Annotated in this window: 14 protein-coding genes and 3 pseudogenes; 10 read left to right on the forward strand and 7 right to left on the reverse strand. The window is 60.0% G+C overall.

The window, feature by feature from the left end; translation table 11 throughout:
• Positions 1-347: 347 nt before the first annotated feature.
• The 5 genes and pseudogenes from XH83_RS39960 to XH83_RS35805 all read left to right on the forward strand — a co-directional run.
• Positions 348-446: pseudogene (locus tag XH83_RS39960) on the forward strand (hypothetical protein); the annotation flags it as partial.
• 65 nt (positions 447-511) lie between these two features.
• Positions 512-700, forward strand: a complete 189-nt coding sequence (locus XH83_RS39965; protein WP_232995589.1) for a hypothetical protein — start codon at positions 512-514, stop codon at positions 698-700.
• A 70-nt stretch (positions 701-770) separates the two neighbouring features.
• Positions 771-857, forward strand: coding sequence for a hypothetical protein (locus XH83_RS40485; protein WP_371746381.1), 87 nt, complete (start codon positions 771-773; stop codon positions 855-857).
• Between the two features lie 167 nt (positions 858-1,024).
• Positions 1,025-1,345, forward strand: a complete 321-nt coding sequence (locus XH83_RS35800) for a hypothetical protein (RefSeq protein WP_128929703.1) — start codon at positions 1,025-1,027, stop codon at positions 1,343-1,345.
• A gap of 107 nt (positions 1,346-1,452) precedes the next feature.
• Positions 1,453-2,862, forward strand: a complete 1,410-nt coding sequence (locus tag XH83_RS35805; RefSeq protein WP_128929702.1) for a DUF2130 domain-containing protein — start codon at positions 1,453-1,455, stop codon at positions 2,860-2,862.
• 174 nt (positions 2,863-3,036) lie between these two features.
• Here the strand turns inward: XH83_RS35805 and XH83_RS35810 are convergent, their stop codons facing one another.
• The 6 genes and pseudogenes from XH83_RS35810 to XH83_RS35835 form a co-directional block, all read right to left on the reverse strand.
• Positions 3,037-4,383, reverse strand: coding sequence for an IS5 family transposase (locus tag XH83_RS35810; protein ID WP_128929701.1), 1,347 nt, complete (start codon positions 4,381-4,383; stop codon positions 3,037-3,039).
• A 236-nt stretch (positions 4,384-4,619) separates the two neighbouring features.
• Positions 4,620-5,821 (reverse strand): annotated as a pseudogene (locus XH83_RS35815) (pyridoxal phosphate-dependent aminotransferase).
• Between the two features lie 46 nt (positions 5,822-5,867).
• Positions 5,868-6,569 (reverse strand): ribonuclease activity regulator RraA, encoded by a 702-nt coding sequence (locus XH83_RS35820; RefSeq protein ID WP_128929700.1) that lies wholly within the window; start codon positions 6,567-6,569, stop codon positions 5,868-5,870.
• Between the two features lie 16 nt (positions 6,570-6,585).
• Positions 6,586-10,341 carry a hydantoinase B/oxoprolinase family protein gene (locus XH83_RS35825; RefSeq protein ID WP_128958244.1) on the reverse strand — a complete coding sequence of 1,252 codons (3,756 nt, stop codon included), beginning with the start codon at positions 10,339-10,341 and terminating at the stop codon, positions 6,586-6,588.
• A 25-nt stretch (positions 10,342-10,366) separates the two neighbouring features.
• Complete coding sequence (locus XH83_RS35830; RefSeq protein WP_164933829.1) at positions 10,367-11,167, reverse strand: IclR family transcriptional regulator C-terminal domain-containing protein; 801 nt, start codon at positions 11,165-11,167, stop codon at positions 10,367-10,369.
• 189 nt (positions 11,168-11,356) lie between these two features.
• Positions 11,357-12,283, reverse strand: a complete 927-nt coding sequence (locus XH83_RS35835; RefSeq protein ID WP_164933830.1) for a tripartite tricarboxylate transporter substrate binding protein — start codon at positions 12,281-12,283, stop codon at positions 11,357-11,359.
• A gap of 355 nt (positions 12,284-12,638) precedes the next feature.
• Between XH83_RS35835 and XH83_RS35840 the strand changes: the two genes are divergently transcribed.
• The 4 genes from XH83_RS35840 to XH83_RS35855 all read left to right on the forward strand — a co-directional run bounded on the left by XH83_RS35840 (position 12,639) and on the right by XH83_RS35855 (position 16,818).
• Positions 12,639-12,815, forward strand: a complete 177-nt coding sequence (locus tag XH83_RS35840; protein ID WP_164933831.1) for a hypothetical protein — start codon at positions 12,639-12,641, stop codon at positions 12,813-12,815.
• Positions 12,816-13,389: 574 nt separating this feature from the next.
• Positions 13,390-14,802: an MmgE/PrpD family protein gene (locus XH83_RS35845; protein ID WP_128929697.1), complete on the forward strand. Its 1,413-nt coding sequence runs from the start codon at positions 13,390-13,392 to the stop codon at positions 14,800-14,802.
• A complete protein-coding gene (locus XH83_RS35850; protein ID WP_206733161.1) occupies positions 14,747-16,024 on the forward strand; it encodes a 2-methylaconitate cis-trans isomerase PrpF family protein in 1,278 nt (425 codons plus the stop codon). The genes XH83_RS35845 and XH83_RS35850 overlap by 56 nt, the downstream gene beginning before the upstream one ends.
• On the forward strand, positions 16,024-16,818 hold the full coding sequence (locus XH83_RS35855) for a phosphosulfolactate synthase (protein WP_206733162.1): 795 nt from the start codon (positions 16,024-16,026) through the stop codon (positions 16,816-16,818). Before XH83_RS35850 ends, XH83_RS35855 begins: the two co-directional genes overlap by 1 nt.
• 411 nt (positions 16,819-17,229) lie before the next feature.
• On the opposite strand, the pseudogene XH83_RS35860 reads toward XH83_RS35855, so the two are convergent.
• Positions 17,230-18,344 (reverse strand): annotated as a pseudogene (locus XH83_RS35860) (IS630 family transposase).
• Positions 18,345-20,352: 2,008 nt separating this feature from the next.
• Here XH83_RS35860 and XH83_RS35865 point away from each other — a divergent pair.
• Positions 20,353-20,589, forward strand: a complete 237-nt coding sequence (locus XH83_RS35865; RefSeq protein WP_128929695.1) for a response regulator transcription factor — start codon at positions 20,353-20,355, stop codon at positions 20,587-20,589.
• Positions 20,590-20,623 lie beyond the last annotated feature (34 nt).

Genomic DNA, 20,623 nt, shown 5'->3' on the forward strand with positions numbered 1-20,623 from the left:
TGGCAGGAATTGATTGTAAGACCGCATGTCCGTCTCTGCCGGTGGGGTCGTTCGCCCTACACTGCGTGTCCGAGGTTGCTTAGGTCCGAGCCGAGGCGCCGTGGCGGATTATAGGGAAGCATTTGTTGGAATCGTGTCGCCAAACTGAGAAATGCCGTCGCGATTGCGGAGGCAGGCTGGGAGGGAGGGGTTCGCTTCTTCGGTGAAGTCGATGCTTCGGACGTTAACGTGCGCCGTATTGTATTATAGTGTGGATTCGCCAGCCGGTTTAATCGCATCCACTTCTGTTACGAGGCCGGCCCGACGGGCCATGGCCTTTATCGTCTGATCCAATCGCTCGGCCACGAATGCACGGTGGTGGCGCCATCCACCCTGATCGCCGCGCGACAGAGAGAGCTCGGATCGTCGCCGAGAGTCTGTTGCCCGGTGCTCAGGTGTCCGAGGTGGCGCGCAAGCACGGAGCGACGCGCTGGCAGATCTACGATTGGCGAGGGGGTTGCGACAGCGAGACATGTTGCCGCCGTGCGAAGCGTCGCAGCCGACATTCGCGCCGCTGGTCGTGGAAGGTGCGTTGGAGGAGCGTCAGGTTCCGGCGATCAAGCTTGAGATCGCGATCGGCGATGTCGTGCTGCGGACGGATATGGCCATTGATGCCGAGCAGCTGTCCCGGGTAATCCGTGCGGTGCGAGCGTCACGATGATCGCGGCTGGTGCGGATTTGCAACGCGGCCGATCGACTTCCGCGGCGGCCATGATGGGCTTGCGACGGAGGTGCAGGAGATGCTTCGTCTCGACCCGTTCCTCGGCGCGGCCTTCGTGTTCCGATCGAACCGAGGCCAACGATTGCGGACGGCGTGATGCGGATGTCGCGGGCGATGTTCGCGGCCTTTTTCGAGGGGCTGGATTGGAGGTTAGTCCGTCCGGAAGAAGCACGGCGCCCGCAGGCGGCGGGACAACTGCGGCAGAATGACTCGAAAGCTACTTTGAACGTAGCAGGCGCGGCCGCGATATGCTCGAAATAGCGCATGAGCATCGCGGCGCTGCGCGACGATCCGCGCGATCGAGGCGTACTTATTGTCGATGCTCGTGCCGCCAGGCGAAGGTCGATCTGGATGCGCTGGCCGGAGGGGAGCGTGGCCGTGTCGTGTTTTAGCGCGGCGCAAAGCAGCGACGCGAACACAGTCGGGATCAATACCGCCCTGCCGCAAGGACGATTCGGAATGGACACTCTGATTGACATGAGCACTGGTGGTCATCAAAGCGAATGTCGTGATCTGGGCCGACCTATGGCGTTCATGAAAGCGGGGGATAGTCCAAGCAAAGCGCCCAGAACTTGCTGGGCTTGACTTGACGTTCCAAGTTCGCTCGTTCTAATTTTGTTCTCCTGGGGTCCGATTCTGCCGGTCCGTCCCTTTTCAATGACAACAGCAGCGCCACGATCCGGCCAGGAACCATGCACGAGATCATCTGTCCCCACTGTGACAAGGCCTTCAAGGTTGATGAAGCCGGTTACGCGGACATCCTGAAGCAAGTCCGTGACGCGGATTTCGCTCAGCAGCTCCACGAACGGTTGGAGCTGGCCGAGCGTGACAAGCAGAGCGCCGTTGAATTGGCCAAGGCCCAGGTAAGCAGCGATCTGCAGAAGACCACGGCTGCTAAGGACGCTGAAATCCAGGAATTAAAGTCCAAGCTTGAGGGGAGCGGCGTTGCCCAGAAGCTCGCGGTTGCTGAAGCGCTCAGCGCCGTCGAAAAGGAGCGGGATAGACTCGCGAACGCGCTAGCTGAGTCCGAGCGCGAAAAGAAGGCGGCCTCGGAGCTTGCTGACGCGCTCCTGGCGAGCGAGCAGCACAAGATTGCTACTGCCAAGGAAAGGGAGATCCAGGATCTGAAGGCGAAGGTTCAGGCAGTTGAGCTTGAGAAGAAGCTCGCCGTGACTGAAGCGGTAGGTGCCCTCGAAAAAGAGCGTGATGAGCTGAAAAGCGGCATCAGTCGAGTACAGCTCGAAAAGCAGCTCTCCGAGCAATCGTTGAAGGATAAGTACGAAACCCAGATCAAAGATCGCGACGACGCCATCGAGCGTCTCAAGGATATGAAGGCCCGCCTCTCGACCAAGATGGTGGGCGAGACCCTCGAGCAACACTGCGAGACTGAGTTTAACCGGGTCCGGTCGATGGCTTTTCCGCGCGCTTATTTCGAGAAGGACAACGACGCGCGGACCGGCAGCAAGGGCGATTACATTTTCCGCGACTCGGACGAGGCAGGCACTGAAATCATTTCGATCATGTTCGAGATGAAGAACGAGAGCGATAAGACCGCGACGAAAAGCAAAAACGAAGACTTTCTCAAAGAACTTGACCGGGATCGCATCGAGAAGGGCTGCGAGTACGCTATCTTGGTCTCATTGCTTGAACCGGACAACGAGCTTTACAATGCCGGCATCGTCGACGTCTTCCACCGCTACCCAAAAATGTATGTCATCCGGCCGCAGTTCTTCCTGCCTATGATTACGCTCCTAAGGAACGCGGCAGTCAATTCGCTGAAGTACAAAACCGAGCTTGCGCTCGTGAAAGCGCAGAATGTCGATATAACCCAGTTTGAGAACCAGCTCGAATCGTTCAAAACCGCATTCTCAAAGAACTATGATCTTGCTTCCCGGCACTTTCAGACGGCTCTTACGGAGATCGACAAGTCGATCGATCATCTGCAGAAGACGAAGGATGCCTTGATCGGTGCGGATCGCAACCTGCGTCTTGCCAATGACAAGGCACAGGACGTGACGATTAAGAAGCTAACTCGGGGCAATCCGACAATGGCTGCGAAATTTGCGGAGCTTAAGAGCGCGCCTGCCGAAGCCGCGGAGTGAGGCGGTCGAAGTATTGAGTCTGCGCGTAAAATCGTGTTTTCGAATTCACGATGTCACGGCCTGACTGAAGAAGGCGGGCCGTTAGCCGAAGATATGACCAAAAACAAGGCGACGATTGCCGCAATGGCGGCCGGCGGCGCGGTCGCAATCACATTGTCCTTAACTTGTCGTCCGTTAAGAAGCCGATTGTAGCGATGAGCGGTCGCTGGCGGCCGCGATGAAGGTGGTCAGGATCAGGCACCAAAGAGCCCTCAGCCAGGCGAGGACCCGGCGGAAGTTGTGACCGACGGCGGAGAGGATGACGTTAGCCGCATCGCCGGGGCGGCCTTTGAGGTAGCATCGGCCGAGGTGACCATCGGTCTTCAGGTGTCCGATGATGGGCTCGATGGCGGAGCGGCGGCGCAACTCGCGCTTGATGACACCGAAGACGCCGCGCTTCTGGCCGGAAATGAAGACGCGACGAGGATTTTGCGCGTCATGGCCGCGGTATCCCTTGTCGACATAGGCCCGCTCGATCGCACAGCCGGTGAGTGTCTCGGTGCGGTCGATGACGTCCCGCAAGGTGTGACCGTCGTACGGGTTATCGGGTAGCGCCCTGGCGTGCAGCACGAACAGGCCGCCTGGAGCACGGCGGTTGTTGGTGACGATGGAGGCTTTGACACCGAACTCGTAGGGTGCGGCGGCCTTGCCCTTGCCGATGCACTCGACCTCTGGAGCATGGAAGGAATACAGCTTCCAGCCGCGCTGGCGCTGCTGCTGCGAGCGGATCTGCGAGGCCCTGCCGAGCGGCAGGGCGAAGGCGTTCTCGAGCACGGCCTGACCTTCGATCTTGCGGCGGATATCGCGGATGATCCGGCCCAACCGGCTGCGCAGGATGCGCAACTGCCGCTGATGCCGCTTGAATTGCTTGGCGTGGGCGTAGCGTCCCGCCATCATCGCCGCGGTCTTGGCAATGCGAAGATAGGACTGCCGCAGCTTGACCCCGTGCTTCCTCGCCAGGCGGTTGAGCCCCTTGATTGCCGCGTGCAGCAGCTTGGCATCGGTCGGGAAGGTGATGGCCTTTGGCTGCACCGTGGTGTCGACTGTGACCCGCTTGAGGTCCTGGCTGCGTAACGCGCCGGCCTCGTGCGCCACCCGCAGGCTCTCGGCCAACAGCAGCTCCAGCTTGTCGCCGAGCCGCTTGCGCCAGTGGCTCAGGTCCGAGCGCTCGTGCGGGAAGGCGTGCTGGAAGAACTCTTCGCCGGTGAAGTACTGGAAATACGGGTCGTGGACCCAGCGCTCGCACACCCCCTCATCGGACAGGCCGTAAATGTGCTTGAGCAGCAAGAGCCCGATCATGAAGCGGGTCGCGATGCCCGGCCGACCGTTCTCGCTGTAGAGCGGCGCGATCTCGCCGTCGATCCAGTCCCAGTCGACCTTGCCGGCGAGCTGAACCAGCTCGTGCTTCATGTTGATGATCTGGTCCAGCCTGGCCCGGAACAGATCGCCCGATCCCGTCGCTTTGGGCTTCTTCGGTCGCATCGCCACCTCCGATGCGAGGACGGAATCATGACTGGCGATTCGATGGAATCCTCAAAACGAAATTGCAGGGTTCCGATGCCCGAAGCATCAAAACCCTGCAATCCCAAAACAGGCAACAACGAATAATGCGATCCCAGCTCAGTCGTTTAGCCGCTCTTCACGGACGACTAACTTTTGCGACGAACTGCGCGAGTAGCGGCTTGAGGTGCGTACCCTGGGCGCCCGCAACAACCGACCTACTTGAGCCCTGAGCAGAACCGCTGAATGCGTGCACAGGCATCAAGGAGAACCTCGGTCGAGGTCGCATAAGACAATCGGAAATTCGGCCCCTGGCCGAACGCGGCGCCATGCACGACCGCGGCGCCTTCCTCCTCGAGGAGTGCCGCGGCAAAATCCTCGTCGTTCCGGAGGAACTTACCGGAGCGGGTGCTCCTTCCGATCGCGTCTGCACAGGACGGGTAGACGTAGAAGGCCCCGTCGGGAACCGGGCATTTGAGATGATCCGCCTCGTTCAACAACGACACGACGAGATCGCGCCTCTCCTTGAAGACAGAACGACTCTTGGCAATGTAATCCTGCGGGCCGTTTAGCGCTTCGACAGCCGCCCATTGCGCGATCGAGCAGGCACCCGACGTCTGCTGGCTCTGCAGCTTTTCGAGCTCCTTGATCAGCCTCTCGGGCCCACCCGCGTAACCGATGCGCCAACCGGTCATCGCGTAGGATTTCGAGACGCCATTGACCGTGAGGACTCGGTCGCGGAGAGCCGGCTCGACCTGCGCCATGGTGGTAAAGACAAAATTGCCGTAGGTGAGATGTTCATAGATGTCGTCCGACAGCGTCCATACGTGCGGATGCCGGACCAGCACCTCGGAAAGAGCCTTCAATTCATCGCCGCTGTAGGCGGCACCGGTCGGGTTCGACGGCGAGTTCAGAATCAGCCATTTCGTGCGCGGTGTAATGGCCGCCTCGAGCGCCGCCGCGGTCACCTTGAAACCGTCAGACAGACAAGTTGGCACAAAACTGGCCTGCCGCCAGCAAACAGGACGAGATCCGGATAGCTGACCCAATACGGCGCGGGAATGATGACCTCGTCGCCCTTGTTGAGCGTCGCAAGGAGCGCGTTGAAGATCACGTTTTTGCCACCCGTCCCGACGATGGTTTCGCTCGGCTTGTAGTCGATCCCGTTCTCCCGTTTGAACTTCGCGGCAACTGCCTCCCGCAGCGCCGGCACGCCGGGCGTACCTGGGTACTTGGTCTCGCCCCTATCGATCGCCGCCTTGGCGGCCTCCTTGATGTTGTCCGGCGTATCGAAGTCGGGCTCCCCGACGGAGAGGAAGACGACATCACAGCCGGATTTCTTCAGTTCGCGCGCCTTGCGCGTGACGAAGATAGTGGCGGAGGGTTGAATGCGCTCGAGCGCGTCGGACACGAATGACATCTTGCTTTCCTGGAAAAATCCTTTGATTAGGGCGCTGACGATAGAATCAGCGCCTCTCTTTCGCGTAGCGTTCCTTGGTCGCATCGTTCGGTGGATATAGACCGTCGAGCAATGCTCCCGCCTTCACCTGATCGTAGACCCACTCCTCGAAGCGATCTTTCTCGAAGGCTTCGACCGCAACGGCTTCTGCGATCGCGGCCGGCACGACGACGGCACCGTCGTCGTCCGCAACCACGATGTCGCCGGGAAATATCGTAACGCCGCCGCACGCCACCGCGACCTGCGTGTCGGCACAGAAGAACTCGGACGGCGAGGGCGGCGCGGTGGTGCCGTCCGCCCAGATCGGCCAATTGAGTTTCTTCATGCCGACGAGGTCGCGTATCGCTCCGTCGGTGACAAGACCTGCGATGCCTCGCGTCTGCATCCGAGCGCAGATGATGTCGCCGAACACGCCGGCCGACCGCAGCCCCATCGCATCCACGACCACCACGGCGCCGGCGGGAATCTTCTCCATGACCGTGCGCGGCGACGTGGGGCCGGCTACGGCCATGGTCGTCGTGATATCTTCGCGCGCCGGCACAAAACGCATCGTGTAGGCCGGCCCCGCGATGCGCTTCTGCCCTTCCACCAGCGCCCGCGGTCCGCGCAGCGAGACACGGGCGAAGCCCTTCTGCCGAAGGACAGTCGAGACGGTCGCGACGGCCGTCTTTTCGAGGGTTAGCAGGGCCTCAGTCGAAATATTCGTCATCGCCGCTCTCTTTCGATCATGAAGCTTCGCGGTCGCGGTGGCCGTAAAGACGAGCGGCCGCTTCCTGCGACAGACGTCCTTCGAAGACGTCCCTCTCGATCAACGCCGCCGGTCGTTCCTTCGGGTTGCCGAGACCACCACCGCCGGGCGTATGGATCACCAGCCGGTCGCCCGCCTCGATCGTCTGAAGCCCCTTGCCGGCGATCGGCCGTCCGGACGCGAGGCCGACATAGCCCGCCCCGCCGTTCTCGCCGCCCAGGCGTCCTCGCGCCGGATTCTTGACGCGCTCGAAGGCGGCGCTGAGCCGGAACGCGGTGCCGTCGGCGTTCTCGACCTCGATGATTTGGCCGAGACCACCGCGCGTGCGCCCCGGACCGCCGCTGTCTATGCGGAGCTCCTTGCGCCAGAACACGAAGGGGATCTGCGTTTCCGCGATCTCGATTGGCATGCACTGGATGCCCGTTGGGAACGCTGTCGCCGACAAGCCGTCCTTTGTGAAGCGGGCTCCCATACCGCCGCTGGTGGTAACCGTCAACGAGTAGTTGCGCCCCTTGCGCTCTCCGACTGTGAAGGTCCCGCGCAGTGCGATATTCCACATGCACGAACTGCCCTCGGCGGGGATGCGCTCCGGCAGGATTTGCAAGAGGCAGCCAAACACCAGATCCGGCAGCATCTGGCCGATCACGTGCCGCGCTCCGACGGGCGAGGGCTTCCTGGCGTTGACGATGCAACCCTCCGGCGCGAGGACCTTCAACAGGGACAGAGATCCGGCATTGTTGGGAATGTCGTCAGCGATGGCGCAACTGATGGCGAAGGACGTGTAGGCGGTCGCGTAAGTCAAGGGAACGTTGATGCCCTTAATCACCGCGGGGGCGCTGCCGGCAAAGTCGACAACGATGCCGTCCTCGTTAATCGTCAGTGCGGCCCGGAGCGTCAGCGGCTCGTTGTAGCCGTCGACGATCATCTCGTTTCTCCAAGTTCCCTTCGGAAGCGACACGATCTCCTTAAGCACCGCTTGGCGGGAGCGCTCGAGAATGAAGTCGGCGAGCTCCGAAAGATCATCGAGGCGAAACTCTGTCATTGTCTCTTGAAGCCGCCTGACGCCGACATCGTTGCACGCCGCGAGCGAGTAGGTATCCCCGATGGTGTCGACCGGAAGCCGCGTGTTAGCTTCGATCACCGCCATGAGCGTCTCGTTGACCGTGCCGGCGTCGATTAGCTTGATCAACGGAATGTAGAGACCTTCCGCAAATACGTCCGGAGCTTCAGTCCCCGCGCCCAGCCCGCCAATGTCCATGAGATGGCTGGTGCAGGCGAACAGAGCGACACACTTGTCTTTGTGGAAGCAAGGCGTGACAACGACGAAGTCGTTGAGGTGGCCGGTTCCGAGCCACGGGTCGTTGGTGATATAGGCGTCGCCCGGCTTCATCGTTGTGGTCGGAAAGCGACCCAGAAAGTGTTTCACGGACTCTGCCATCGTGTTCACGTGGCCCGGCGTGCCGGTCACGGCCTGCGCCAACATCCGGCCGTAAAGGTCGAATACGCCGACCGAGACGTCGCCGCAGGCGCGGACTAGTGGACTGAAGGCGGTGCGGATCAGAATCTGCGCCTGCTCCTCAACGAGGGCCAGCAGACGATTCCAGAGGACTTGATGGTGGATCGCGGAATTTAGATTTCGGGTTTCGACCGCCTGTTCCGAGGCGGCGATCCGCTGCATGACGATGCTGCCGTCCCCGTCGATGGAGGCGGAGAAGCGTGATGTGATGAAGGTCGTGGTCTCGTCCTCCACGATGAGTGCCGGGCCGCGGATGGTCAATCCATTTGCCATCTGCGAACGATTGTAGGCGGGGACAACGATGGACTTCGAGGCCGTGCCATCAAAGACCTCGCGCACGCCTGCATCCGATGGCTCGCCGATGTTCCAAATGAGAGCTGTCGGTTCGACGGATTTGCGCGTCGTCGAGACAGTCACCGACCAGCTCAGGACCTCGATGGCAGCGCCCGGAATGAACCGGGTGAAGAGGCGTCCGTAGAGATCCTCAAACCATTCGCGCAGCACGGTGCCCGTCAGAGGCTTGGACCGGTCCGGCAGGACAACCGAGATTTCATGACCCTGGCCCACGTAGCGCATGTGCGCCACGCAACGCTCGACGAGCTCTGCGCCCTCGGTCTTCACCAGGGCGATGGTGTCGGCCGCCAAGGCGTCGAGAAAAGCGCCGATCTCGGCTGGATCGACGGAAGCGAGATTGACGTGCTTGCTCCGGATCAGTTCAAAGGAGATCGGCGCCTCTAGGAATCCGACCGCCGAGCCGACGCCCGCGTTGCGCGGCACGACCACCTTGCGGATGCCGACCTTCTCGGCAACCCAAGCGGCGTGCAGTGGGGCCGCACCGCCGAATGCGATCATCGTATAGTCGGCGATGGGCTCGCCGCGTTCGGCTGCGTGCACGCGGACCGCGCTCGCCATGCTTTCGCACACGGTCTCGGTGATGGCGAAGGCCGCCGTTTTGCTCGAAAGGCCGAGCTTCTTGCCAACGGCGGCGTCGAGCGCACGGGAGGCTGCCTGCGGATCGAGTTGAACTCGTCCGCCCGCGAACGCGCCGGGATCCAAGAGCCCTAGCGCGAGGTCGGCGTCGGTCACTGTCGCCCCGGACCCACCACCCGGGTAACAGGCCGGCCCCGGCTGCGAGCCCGCGCTCTGCGGACCGACGGTGACCCTGCGGAGCCGGTCGACGCCTGCGATGGATCCGCCGCCCGCTCCGATCTCGACGAGCTCGACGGCTGGGATCCGCAGCGGCAGCCCGCTGCCCTTCATAAAGCGGTGCGTCCGGTCGACCTCGAACGAGTTGGCGGTGACCGGCTCGCCGTCCTGAATTAGGCAGACCTTTGCGGTCGTACCGCCCATATCGAAAGAGACGACCCGCTTGTCCCCAAGCCTGCGGGCGCGCTGTGCGGCGTAGATCGCTCCGCCCGCGGGGCCGGACTCGACCAGCCGGATCGGATAGCGTTTGGCGGTCTCGATGGAAGTCAGACCGCCTCCGGACGTCACTAGGAAAAGCCGACCGGTGAAGCCCGCTGCCGTGAGCGCCGCCTCCATCCTTTCAAGATAGCCGTTGATGAGCGGCTTCACGTAGGCGTTGGCGGCCGCTGTTGACGTGCGTTCGTACTCCCGGATTTCCGGGCAGACGTCGGACGACATTGTGATCGACAGGTCGGGCATCTGCCCGGCGAGGAAGCGCGCGGCCTTCCGTTCATGCTCCGAATTCGCATATGAATGCAGGAAAGCGATCGCCACGCTCTCGACAAGGCTTTTCCTGAGTTTGTTGACGATTTCGGCGAGCTCCGCGAGATCCAGTTCGAGCTTGACGTCGCCCTTTGCGTCGATGCGCTCGGCCACGGTGTAGCGGCGCTCTCTGGGTATCAGCGGCAGAGGCTTGGTTAGTTGCAGATCGTACTGGTCGTAACGCCCCTCACTGCCGACTTCCAACACGTCGCGGAAGCCAGCGGTCGCGATTAGTGCCGTCTTCGCGCCTTTACGTTCGAGCACCGCGTTCGTCGCAAGCGTCGTGCCATGGATGAAGACGTCGACTTTCGAGAAGTCGAGGTTGACCGTCGCGAGAAGCTGCTTCGCGCCGTTCATCAACCCGACCTCGGGCTGCGCAACCGTAGTGAGGACCTTGCGGGTGACCCTGCCGAAGGGGCCATCGAGCACCACGTCGGTGAACGTGCCGCCGATGTCAATGGCAAGGCGGGTTTCGATCTTCTTGGTCAAGGAATGTCTCCGACAGATCCGGTGCTCATATGAGAAGCGACTTCAATGATTCCGCTTTCCGTCCGCACAATCCGACGAAGCGGTCGAATTCGTCATTGGTCAGCGTAGGCGATTTTTTGCAGTTGAGATTAAGCGTTCCGAAGATCGAGCCGTCGTGCCGATACAAAGGGAACGCAACTGTGCGCCATCCCATGACGAACTCGTCTTCCATCACGCTGTAGCCGCGTTTGCGCGCGGCCATGATCTCGGACTTGATGACTGCTTTATCGGTCTGCGTCGCCTCTGTCTGTGCGACCGGCTTCAGTTTCGCCAAGTAGGAGGTGAGCTCGTTTTCGGTCTTCTGGCCCAGCAGCACGCGACCGGCCGCGGTGCAGTAGGCGGGAAACCGCGTGCCCACCCCTAGCGATCGCGACATCAGTTGTTCGGGCATCGTGTAGGCGACGACGAGCACCTCTGCGCCGTCGAGGACGCCGACCAGACAGGATTGTCCTGTGATCCGCGAGAGCTCTTCACAGGCAGGCTGCAGCACCTGGGCGTGACCGCCGCTCGCAAGGTAGGACGTCGCAAAACGGACGACCTTTGGCGTCAGCCTGAAAGTACGACCCGAAGTCTCTGCATAGCCAAGCGTGGTCAGGGTGTGCAGGATCCTGCGGACGCTCGGCTTGGGAAGATCCGTCGCCCTTGCCAGATCGCTGATAGTCGGAGGCTCGCGATGATTGCCAAGTGTCTCGATGACGCTCAGGCTGCGCGATAGCACTTCGAGGAAATCGGGCCCGCGGCCCGCTGCCTGACGTCTTTCGGTGTCTTCGGCTCGCAACTTCGTCATATTGCATTCTCCGCGGCTGGACGGAAGCCCCGGGTCTCTGCCGCGTCGGCTACGACGATCTGCGGCGTGCAGTGATTCGGCAGGTGCCTGCATGGGTCGAAGCTGACGTCTGACAACCAGCCAAAGTCCATTTTGCGCTCGTGGCGTTCTACGAGATTACGGAGTTCACTCCTGGCGGGTTGTTGAGTTTCAGTTAATAACCAGGCCAAGCCGCGAGACAAGACTTGTCCATGCTTCTTGCGTCGCGGCGACCTCGGAGGCGGCATCACGACCAACGCTTGGCTTGCCGACGACGAAATTCTGCTTCATGATATTTTGCATCGCGCTGGTTGAAACGATCTTGGTAAAAGTCTTCTCGAGGATATCCGTTATCTCCGCGGGAAGCTTTGCCGGACCAAACAGGCCAATGAAGCCGCCTCGCCAATCGAATTCGGCAGGATAGCCCAGGTTCTTAAATGTCGGAATGTTTGCAAAGCCGTCGACTTCATCGGGCGATAGCATCGCCAAAGCTTTGACCGTACGGGCCTCGATTTGAGGCGCTATCGTGCTCATCGTGCCCATTGCGCAGGCCACTTGGTTACTCAACAGATCGTTGAGCATCGGCGCTTCGCCCTTGTAGGGCACATGAACCATCTCGAGCTTGTTATAGTCGGAAAATAGCTGCTGAAAAGCATGGCTCGTGGTGCCGGCGCCAAAAGTGCCGTATGCAAGTCTTTTGCCGCGAGCGTAGGCGACAAATTCTTCCATCGTGTTGGCGGGAGACAGGGCGGGGACCACGAGTGGCATCACGGTCCGGCCGAGCGAGCCGATCGTCGTGAAATCGTCCACCGCATCATAGAGTTTCTGGGCGGCAACGGCCGGCGCCTGTACAAGGCTCGACGAATTGAAGAGCAAGGTGTGGCCATCAGGGTTAGCGCGCGCGACCTCTAAAGAGCCAATCATGCCCCCAGCTCCCGCGCGGTTATCCACGATCACCGTCTGGCCAAGCTCGGTCGAAAGGGTTTGTCCTAGCGACCGAGACAGCACGTCGACAACGCCGCCGGCAGGGAATGGGCAGACCAACCTTATCGTTCTGGTCGGATAACTGGCAGACCGGGCAAAAGGCGCATTGGCCATGACGGCCGTCCCAATAACGCCGACGTGGAATAACCGTCGCGTAATCATGCTGTCTCCGCTCGTACGTTCAGCGTACATTTGTACGTAGTGGAGCACAGATTGCACGAGATCGTCAAACTCTAAAAACGTCGTCCCGTGCCCGCCCTGGTATGCCGACGTCGCCCGAGAATAGAATCTCGGAATCCATTTCCAGGATGAAGAGGCTGAGCGAAGTATCGAGATTACGCACAGTCCTCGCGCGCATGCCGACCTCCGCGCTGTTGGTAGGAGCGGCGATAGCGCAGCTTCTTCGCCGGTCGCTCAGATGCCGACACGATCTCGCTACAATTCCGGGATGCTGACGGAGAGGTTTGCGATGCGCCAGTCGCGTGCGGCCGGCGACAAGCTGTTCGTCGACTGCGCTGGCGACCGCGGGGGTGATCGAGGGATTCGCCGGCGAACGGCGCACCGCGCCGACATCGCGAAAGCGATCAACTTGCTGCTGAACCGGTGGGCCGCGTTCACCCGCTTCCCTCACCAACAACGCTGCTGAACAGCGCGAGGGTGTCGGCCGGCAGATGAAACTCGACCTTCGCCGGCTCAGACGCCGGTAATCACCGTGCTAGAGGGCGTCTACACGATCATCGAACCTGCAAGATGACCGATGATGATCCCAAAGCGTGGCTCTCGGACGTCCTGCGCGGCTACTTGTGCGTCCAGCCAACAGAGTCGCCGACCAGCTGCTGTGGAATTGAAGGCCTCTCAGCAAGCCATCGTCGCTCCCTGACGAGCGTTACCTGCGCTATCTGGGGTCTTCTGGATGCGCACAGAAAAATCACAGCAACGACGCATCAAAGAGCGGCCCCAGCGGAGCTTTCGATATCCGCCGATGCTTGCCTGAAGGCGCTCGCACGCTCTTTTTCTTAGATTTGCGACGTCTCCTTCAATGGCTTCGTCATCGGGAAGTTCAGTTCCGATAGCTTAAAAGGCCAAGATGAGTAGTTGTAGCAGAGCCACGTCTGAAATCCGCGGGCGAGATCGCATCATGAGCTCAGACCCGATAGCGTTGACACATCGCCAAATGATAGTATTATGCACTACTACCATCATCTTTGTGGAGCCTTTCGATGACCTCTGTGTCGACCCCCCAGCAATCTGAGGCCCTCATCGGCCTAACGATGCGTTTCGCTGAGCACGTTGCTTTGCTCAAGTTCGAGGAAATTCCCGCTGACGTCAGCAACAAGGCGAAGCTGATCCTGCGCGATGGCGTTGGTAATGAAATTGCTGCATCCGCTATCAGCGAGCCAGCAAATAAAGTCATCGAGCTTGTCAAAGAGTGGGCCGGCACGCCGCAGAGCACCATCATTGGCCATGGCATGAAAGTGCCGACGCCCAATGCTGCGCTCGTTAATGCGATGATGGGGCACGGAATCGAGCTGGACGACGCGCATGGCTCTGGATTGATAAAGGCCGGTTCCGTTCTCGTTCCGGCAGCCTTTGCAATTTCGGAACTGTCGGGCGCTTCAGGTAAAGACGTCCTCACGGCGGTTGTTGCAGGCTATGACGTGGCAATCCGAATCGCGAAAGCGATCAATCCCGGTCACCGCCAGCGCGGTTATCACACGACTGGAACCGTTTCAGCCATCGGTGCTGCTGCTATGTGCGCGAAGCTTCTGGGCTGCAATGCTGAACAGATCGCCTGGGCCATCGGATTGGCTTGCATGCAGTCGGCGGGCATTCAGTCATATCTCGACGATCCTTGCATGGCAAAACCCTTTAGCCCCGGTAAGTCCGCCTTTAACGGCGTTCTCGCGGCGATCATGGCGAGCCGCGGCTTCAGCGGTCCTAAGAAAGTGCTAGAGTCGCGCGAGGGCTTCTTGAATGCCTTCACGGACAGTGTCCGCCTCGACGACTTGCAAGACAACCTCGGCAAGCATTTCGCGATCATGGAAGTCGGATTCAAGCCACATGCGGCGTGCCGATATGCCCACGGCCCGATCGACCTCGCGCAGGATGCGTTCGCGCTCGACGGCGTGCGTCTCGACAATGTCGATCGTGTTACCGTTCATATGAGCGAGCTTGCGATTCGTCAGGCGTCAAAGCCAAAAGTTACCAACCTCAATGCGGCGATGGGCAGCACGCAATTTAGCATCGCGCTGGCGTTGGCCTCCGGAAAGAATGGCCTGAAGGAATATTGGGACGGCTACAAGCAGGCGGCTGTCCACGAGGGCATGGGGAAGATCGAGTTGCAGAAGGAGGCGGCCTATGGACTGGGCGGACGTCAGGCTCAGATCGACATCGCGCTGAAGAACGGCAAAGTCGTGACTCGCAGCTCCCTCGAGCCGAAGGGTGAACCGTCCAATCCTCTCACCTCCGACGAGCTGGAAGCGAAGTTCTTGGCGATGACGACTATGGTGATCGAAGAGAAGCAAGCACGTCGAATCAGCGACCTCATGATGTCGCTCGAAAAGCAACCCAAGGCCGATGTCGTTCCTCAAGCTGCCGTGGTGGATAATGGGCCGTCGCTTCGAGCAGCATAACGCAAACGTCGATCCGGTCATGCCGTCCGCAATGAATGCGGGCGGCGGAGATCAAATCCCGATCCGCTGCACATTTATGCGCGGGGGATCCAGTCGGGGGGGCGTGTTCCTGGACGACGATCTGCCGCAGGATGAAGTCCAACGGGCTGCCGTCCTGCTCGCGGCGTATGGATCGCCGGACGACCGCCAGATCGATGGTATCGGTGGCGCAGATCCACTGACCAGCAAGGCCGCCGTCGTGAAGTTGTCGTCGCGCCCGGATGCCGAGATCGAGTATACATTCTACCAAGTCGGCATTGATAATCCTTCGGTTTCGACAGGTGGCAACTGCGGTAACATGCTTGCCGCGGTCGGGCCGTTCGCTATCCGTCGCGGTTTGATCGATGCGGTCGAGCCAGAAACGATTGTGCGGATATATAACACCAATACTCGGCAGGTCGTGGTATCCCGCATTCCGGTTCGCGATGGTGAGCCGCTGTCAGACGGCGACTGCGCAATCGCCGGTGTGCCCGATACGGGGGCGCCGATCCGTTTAGATTTCGGCAATTGTGCCGGCGCCGTATCAGGCAAGCTATTGCCCACGGGGCGCGCTCGCGAAGCTATATCGATCGATGGCAAGACCATTGAAGTGTCACTGATCGACGCGGCCACACCATTCGTTTTTGTCAACGCGGTCGATGTCGGGGCAGTCGGCACCGAGTCGCCGGACGCGCTACGCATCAACGAAATGCTAATGTCCCGCTTGGAGCAGGTTAGGGGATGGGCGGCTGTTAAACTCGGTCTGGTGACAGATCAAGCCGAGGCCCGCACCAAAAGCCCAAACATTCCGCGTGTAATAATGGTCTCGCCGCCGAGGTCCTATTCGGCTATTGGTGGCCATGAGGTCGCGGCATCGGACATCGATATCTGCGTTCGGCAGCTCGCCATGCAGCGCCCCCACAAGGCGCTCGCCGTCACCGGTGCGGTGTGTACCGCAGTGGCCTGCTCGGTCCCGAACTCGGTAGTTGCGGCAGCCATCGGCAAGCCGTTGCAGAACGTCCGACTTGGCCATCCGAGCGGCGTGCTGCGAGTAGCCTCGAGTATCGCTCAGGGAGCAAGTGGCCCGATCATCGAGAGCGCGCAAATCGAGCGTACGGCACGGATCATTATGGATGGGGCCGTGTATATTCGCCGACGGAAGTTTGAGGAGCTGGCCGCTGCTCTGGCCAGAAAGATAGCTTGATGAGTGAGATGCAATCGCACGACGATGGCTTTGTTCCCCCCGCGCGCCAGGGGAAACCCCGCAAGCGAGGGATGACAGCGGTTATCGACTACGGTCCGGACGGCTTCGGTTGGACGGGAGAGCGAGGCGTGGCCGATCTGCTTGATTGCGCGGCCGAGTATATCGACTTCGCCAAGATCTATGCGATGAACGCACTGCTTTTGCCAAAACCGGTCGTGCAGCGGATCGTCAAACTGTACCGCGACTCGGGAGTGAACTGCTATTCAGGCGGCATTCTGTTCGAATATGCTTATCAGCGCAACGAAATCGATCGCTTCAGTAGTCATCTGTGTTCGATCGGCTTCACTTCTCTGGAGATTTCGGAAAATTACATCACGCTGAACGACAACGAGCGTCTTTCGTTCATCGAGCGCTTTCAGCGCCTTGGGCTTTCGGTTATCTACGAATTTGGGCGTAAGAACCCCGAGCAGCCGATGCGGATGGAAGAACTTGAAGGTCTCGTCACTTCGTTAACCAATCGAGGCGTCGACCATATTATCGTGGAGCAGTCCGAGATAGACATGGCTGCAAAAAGCGCGCCCGATCTGCTCAAGGCGCTGGCGGCCGCGCCTTGGTTCGAACGAATTTTGATTGAGGCTGATCCGTACCGCTACCCAAAACAACATGTCGGCCTGCTGCAGGATTTCGGCCCGGATGTCAATCTTGCCAATATCGCGCCCGGGCAGGCCCTGAGACTGGAGGGTTTGCGTCGCGGGATAGGTCGCGCTGTCAATTATTCCATTCTCGCCGAGTGATACGCTTAAGTCACAGCATCACTGCGAACAAAGTTCAGCGACGGCAAATGCGGCGCGCAGGAAATTGACGTTGTTTGCAACGTAGGGCCGAGTCCTCGGCGCATGAAGGTGGCGACGTGCTCTATCGTCGCCGCCATTCCGTGCTCCACGCTTGAATGCGTTAGGCTTAGTCGCCAGCTCGGCAGATCGCGCTGTGGTTATCTCCTTGCCAGCCAGGCTGTAGATCGTGTTATTGTCGGGTTTGGCCTCTCGCAGCATGCCGTCCACGATCTGACGTACGCACTCGGAATCTGCGGCGGCCAGCCGGTTTGACTGCGCGCGCAATGGGTGGCGGTCAGCTGCGGAACTTTTGCGAGTTCGTCCCCGTTTGCCAGATAGTGTGCTGGCCGTACTAGTGTCTCTGCACAATTATTATGACTCTTTGGAAGTGTCGGGATAGGCGCGGCCCATTTTGGCGCGGGCCCTGTCTGTCGTGAACATCCATTTGATGCGGGAGCGTGCGGCATTCCTCTGGCGTTCCCAAATGGCGATTTCGCGGCGCAGCCGCTTGGGGTCATCGATCCTGCGATCGAGGCACTGTCCCCGCAAGACGCCGATCTCGATCTCGACCATGTTGAGCCAGCTTGCGCGTTTGGGGGTGTAGTGGAACTCGAGCCGCCGCAAGATCCGTCGGGCTTCGGCAGGCGGGAACGCCTGATAGAGGGCGCCGGCAGAATGAGTCGATAGATTGTCCTGGACGACCCGGATGGTCTCGGCGTCGGATAATGGATGTCGACGAGCTCGCGCATGCATTGGGCGTAGTCTTCTGCCGCGCGCCGCTCGGTGACTTTGACCTTGCGCCAGGGACGATGCACGTCAAGCAGGACGAAGAGACTGACCGTACCGTTGCGACGATACTCGTAATCGTAACGTTTGAGCCGCCCGGGCTCGGCCGGGATTGGCTAGCGCGCCTCGCCGATGAGCTGCACCGGGCTTTCATCGAAGCACACCACCGGCCGCTCGGGATTGGACGGCTTGGCGTAAAGATCCAGCACGTCCTCCATGCGGGCGACGTATTCGCCATCGATCTGCGGAATGCACCACATGTCCTTGCGCCAGGGTTTGAGGTCATTTTCGACCAGGCGCCGCCGAACCGTCTCGTGCGACAGGCTCTTGTGCTCGGTGAGCTTGACCAGCGCACCTGCCAGCAGCTTGAGCGTCCAGCGGGCACGGCCCTCCGGCGGACCGGCACAGGCGGTGGCCACCAGCAAGGCTTCTTCCTTGCCCGTGAGTTTGCGCTCCGCCCCGGGACGCGGCTCTTCGCTCAGCGCCCGCTCCAGATTGCGTTCCACGAAGCGTCGCTTAGTCCGGTACACGGTCGAGCCGCCCACGCCGACACTTCTGGCGATCTCCTCGTCGCCGACCCCGGCATCGGCAGCCAGCAAAATCTGCGCTCGCTTGAGCTTGCGGGACGCATGCTTGCCGCCGCTGAGCAGGGTCTTGAGTTCGGTGCGCTCGACTTGGCTGAGTTTCCTTGATCGAGGCACGCACGTACAACTGAATCGGATGGCCGGCGTGAGTCCTTCGGCAAAAACCTTCACGCCCAAACAGGGGCAATACCTTGCCTTCATCCACCTCTATACGCGGCTGCACCGCAGGGCCCCGGCGGAAACCGACATGCAAGAGTATTTTCGCGTCAGCCCGCCTTCGGTTCACCAGATGGTGCTGACTCTGGAACGAGCTGGCCTAATCAGACGGCAGCCAAGGATACCCCGCAGCATCGAGGTCCTCGTTGATCCCAAGAGCCTGCCGGAGCTAATCTGACCGCCGGACGCGCAACACGTCAAAATCACTGTGCAGAGCCACTAGACCTTCCGGCTTTTTGGCTTCTCGTCGCAATGAGACGCGCTTGATCTGCGAGATTTGAAGCGCAACATTCTGAACTCGTCGACATGGCGGGAGATGTAAAGCAATTTGGAAACCAGGACCAGCAACCAGCGTTTGATATCATGTGAGATCTCGATCATGCTTTGATCTGCGACGAATGGCGCAAGACGCTCTTAGAAGCCAGCTGCGCTCTGAGTTAGCTCAGCAAAAATTGTATCGTACGCTTCACATGACCAACCGAAGTTGCTTTCCGTTTTAACAATGGGAATGCCGATGGGAGCATATGCATTGTGCTGGCGCTTACTCACGCTGCCGTCAAGGGACAGGGCGAGGTCAGCGGTACCGCACTTTGGCCGATAGCCCGCGGCCCTCCCATGGCCGAAGCGGTTCGGTTTCTTTGCCAGGATATACGACAATGCAATAGGGCGCATGCACTAGACACCTTCGAGGTTTCGGCAACCCCCTTCCGCATTGATAATGATGCGAGCAGAGCCAGAAGCAGGATCGCCCGCTTGCTCAACGCTCCTGTCGCTTCGCTGGCTGCGCAAGCACCCTTACAGATCCTGACCGCACTGATCGCCGACGTCTGCCTGTCCGGTTACACGGAAAGGAAGGACCTGCGCTTGCCGAGGACCGCACCAACCTGTCCGAGCCGGACTCAAAGCTGCACCAGCGATTTTAGGCAATCCACGACTACTCGGATTCGGAGTTCGTGAGGAGAACGTCGCGCCTTTCATGCCATAACGCCGGAGGACATTCAGCGGCGTCTATGCCAACGCGATGAAGGAAACCCACTGACCTTCCTACACCAACTAAGCGGCGCTGCTGTCGAGGTCGAACTTCACGACGGGAGCTCGCCGAACGTCGAACCGACACCTTCATCAACCTCGAGCTCAAGACGGTGGAGAATCCTGCTACTTCTCTGAATTGCAAGTCCAGGGCCAAGCCAATAGAGCAAATCTTCCTGGTATTTCCACGGCTTCCGCAACTTAAGCCGGACCAGGAGGCGGCGCAATCGCGCTTTGGCAGGTTTGTGAGCTTGCGGACCGGGTCGACGCCAGGATCGTGCTGTGGACCACGGGCGCGAACGTCTACCCCTACTATAAGCATCCGGCCTTATGCAGCTGCACCATATGCCCTATGACCCAAGCATGGCGTATTTCCGCCGCGAGCCGATCGCGGCGGATGACAGGATGGTGGATCTGGGTGGCAGAAAGTCAAAAAGGCGCATCCATTCGGCAACCGGTAATCCTAATCGACTCAGCAGTCTTAGCTCTGGTCAGCCTCGAGACGATCCGAGTTCGCGACTTGCTCATGATGGTGCGACGCATCTTCCAGCACGTATCGTGGTAGGGAGCTTTCATATCCTCGTGAACGCAGCGGACACTGTTCAGTTACACACCGCGCTGTCGCCGCAGAAGAAGAGAGCAAAACGGTCCCGTTCTAGGCCGCGCTCTTCTTGATCGATATCGATCATTGTAGCCGATGCTGCAAAGGGGACGTTGAGCTTCCGACCTATGTCGTAATGCTTCGACCGCTAAGGGGACGCAAATCGATCGTCCGCCCTTTCTCAATCATTTCCTCCCGCCTGATTTTCTCAACCCCCCATTGGCATGGGGCTTGCTGTCTCGGCATTGCGATCTGATCTTGATACGGAGCGCCTCAAACATGAGCCACGATACGTCAATAAAGCTATCCGAGCGCGAAAAACAATGCCTGCAGTTCGCGGCAGAAGGGAGATCGTCTTGGGCAATTGGGAGGGAACTGAAGATCAGCGAGAATACGGTCAATTATCATAAGAACGCCCTGCGAAAGCTTGCTACGAGGACCCGCGTCCAGGGTATCATCAAGGCGATACGCCTCAAGCTGATCCCAGATCCGTCGCAGGAAACGCGACGAGGATAAGGACTAGCGCGACGTCGAGCTTTTGCGACGTCCT

It is taken from the genome of Bradyrhizobium sp. CCBAU 53351, from assembly GCF_015291745.1.
Lineage (GTDB): Bacteria > Pseudomonadota > Alphaproteobacteria > Rhizobiales > Xanthobacteraceae > Bradyrhizobium.

What these genes read in the sequence shown, in the direction of transcription:
- XH83_RS39965 (WP_232995589.1), top strand. Translation starts at nt 512, where the DNA reads ATGTTGCCGCCGTGCGAAGCGTCGCAGCCGACATTCGCGCCGCTGGTC.
- XH83_RS35800 (WP_128929703.1), top strand. Translation starts at nt 1,025, where the DNA reads ATGAGCATCGCGGCGCTGCGCGACGATCCGCGCGATCGAGGCGTACTT.
- XH83_RS35805 (WP_128929702.1), top strand. Translation starts at nt 1,453, where the DNA reads ATGCACGAGATCATCTGTCCCCACTGTGACAAGGCCTTCAAGGTTGAT.
- XH83_RS35810 (WP_128929701.1), bottom strand. Translation starts at nt 4,383, where the DNA reads ATGCGACCGAAGAAGCCCAAAGCGACGGGATCGGGCGATCTGTTCCGG.
- XH83_RS35820 (WP_128929700.1), bottom strand. Translation starts at nt 6,569, where the DNA reads ATGACGAATATTTCGACTGAGGCCCTGCTAACCCTCGAAAAGACGGCC.
- XH83_RS35830 (WP_164933829.1), bottom strand. Translation starts at nt 11,167, where the DNA reads ATGACGAAGTTGCGAGCCGAAGACACCGAAAGACGTCAGGCAGCGGGC.
- XH83_RS35835 (WP_164933830.1), bottom strand. Translation starts at nt 12,283, where the DNA reads ATGGCCAATGCGCCTTTTGCCCGGTCTGCCAGTTATCCGACCAGAACG.
- XH83_RS35840 (WP_164933831.1), top strand. Translation starts at nt 12,639, where the DNA reads ATGCGCCAGTCGCGTGCGGCCGGCGACAAGCTGTTCGTCGACTGCGCT.
- XH83_RS35845 (WP_128929697.1), top strand. Translation starts at nt 13,390, where the DNA reads ATGACCTCTGTGTCGACCCCCCAGCAATCTGAGGCCCTCATCGGCCTA.
- XH83_RS35850 (WP_206733161.1), top strand. Translation starts at nt 14,747, where the DNA reads ATGTCGTTCCTCAAGCTGCCGTGGTGGATAATGGGCCGTCGCTTCGAG.
- XH83_RS35855 (WP_206733162.1), top strand. Translation starts at nt 16,024, where the DNA reads ATGAGTGAGATGCAATCGCACGACGATGGCTTTGTTCCCCCCGCGCGC.
- XH83_RS35865 (WP_128929695.1), top strand. Translation starts at nt 20,353, where the DNA reads ATGAGCCACGATACGTCAATAAAGCTATCCGAGCGCGAAAAACAATGC.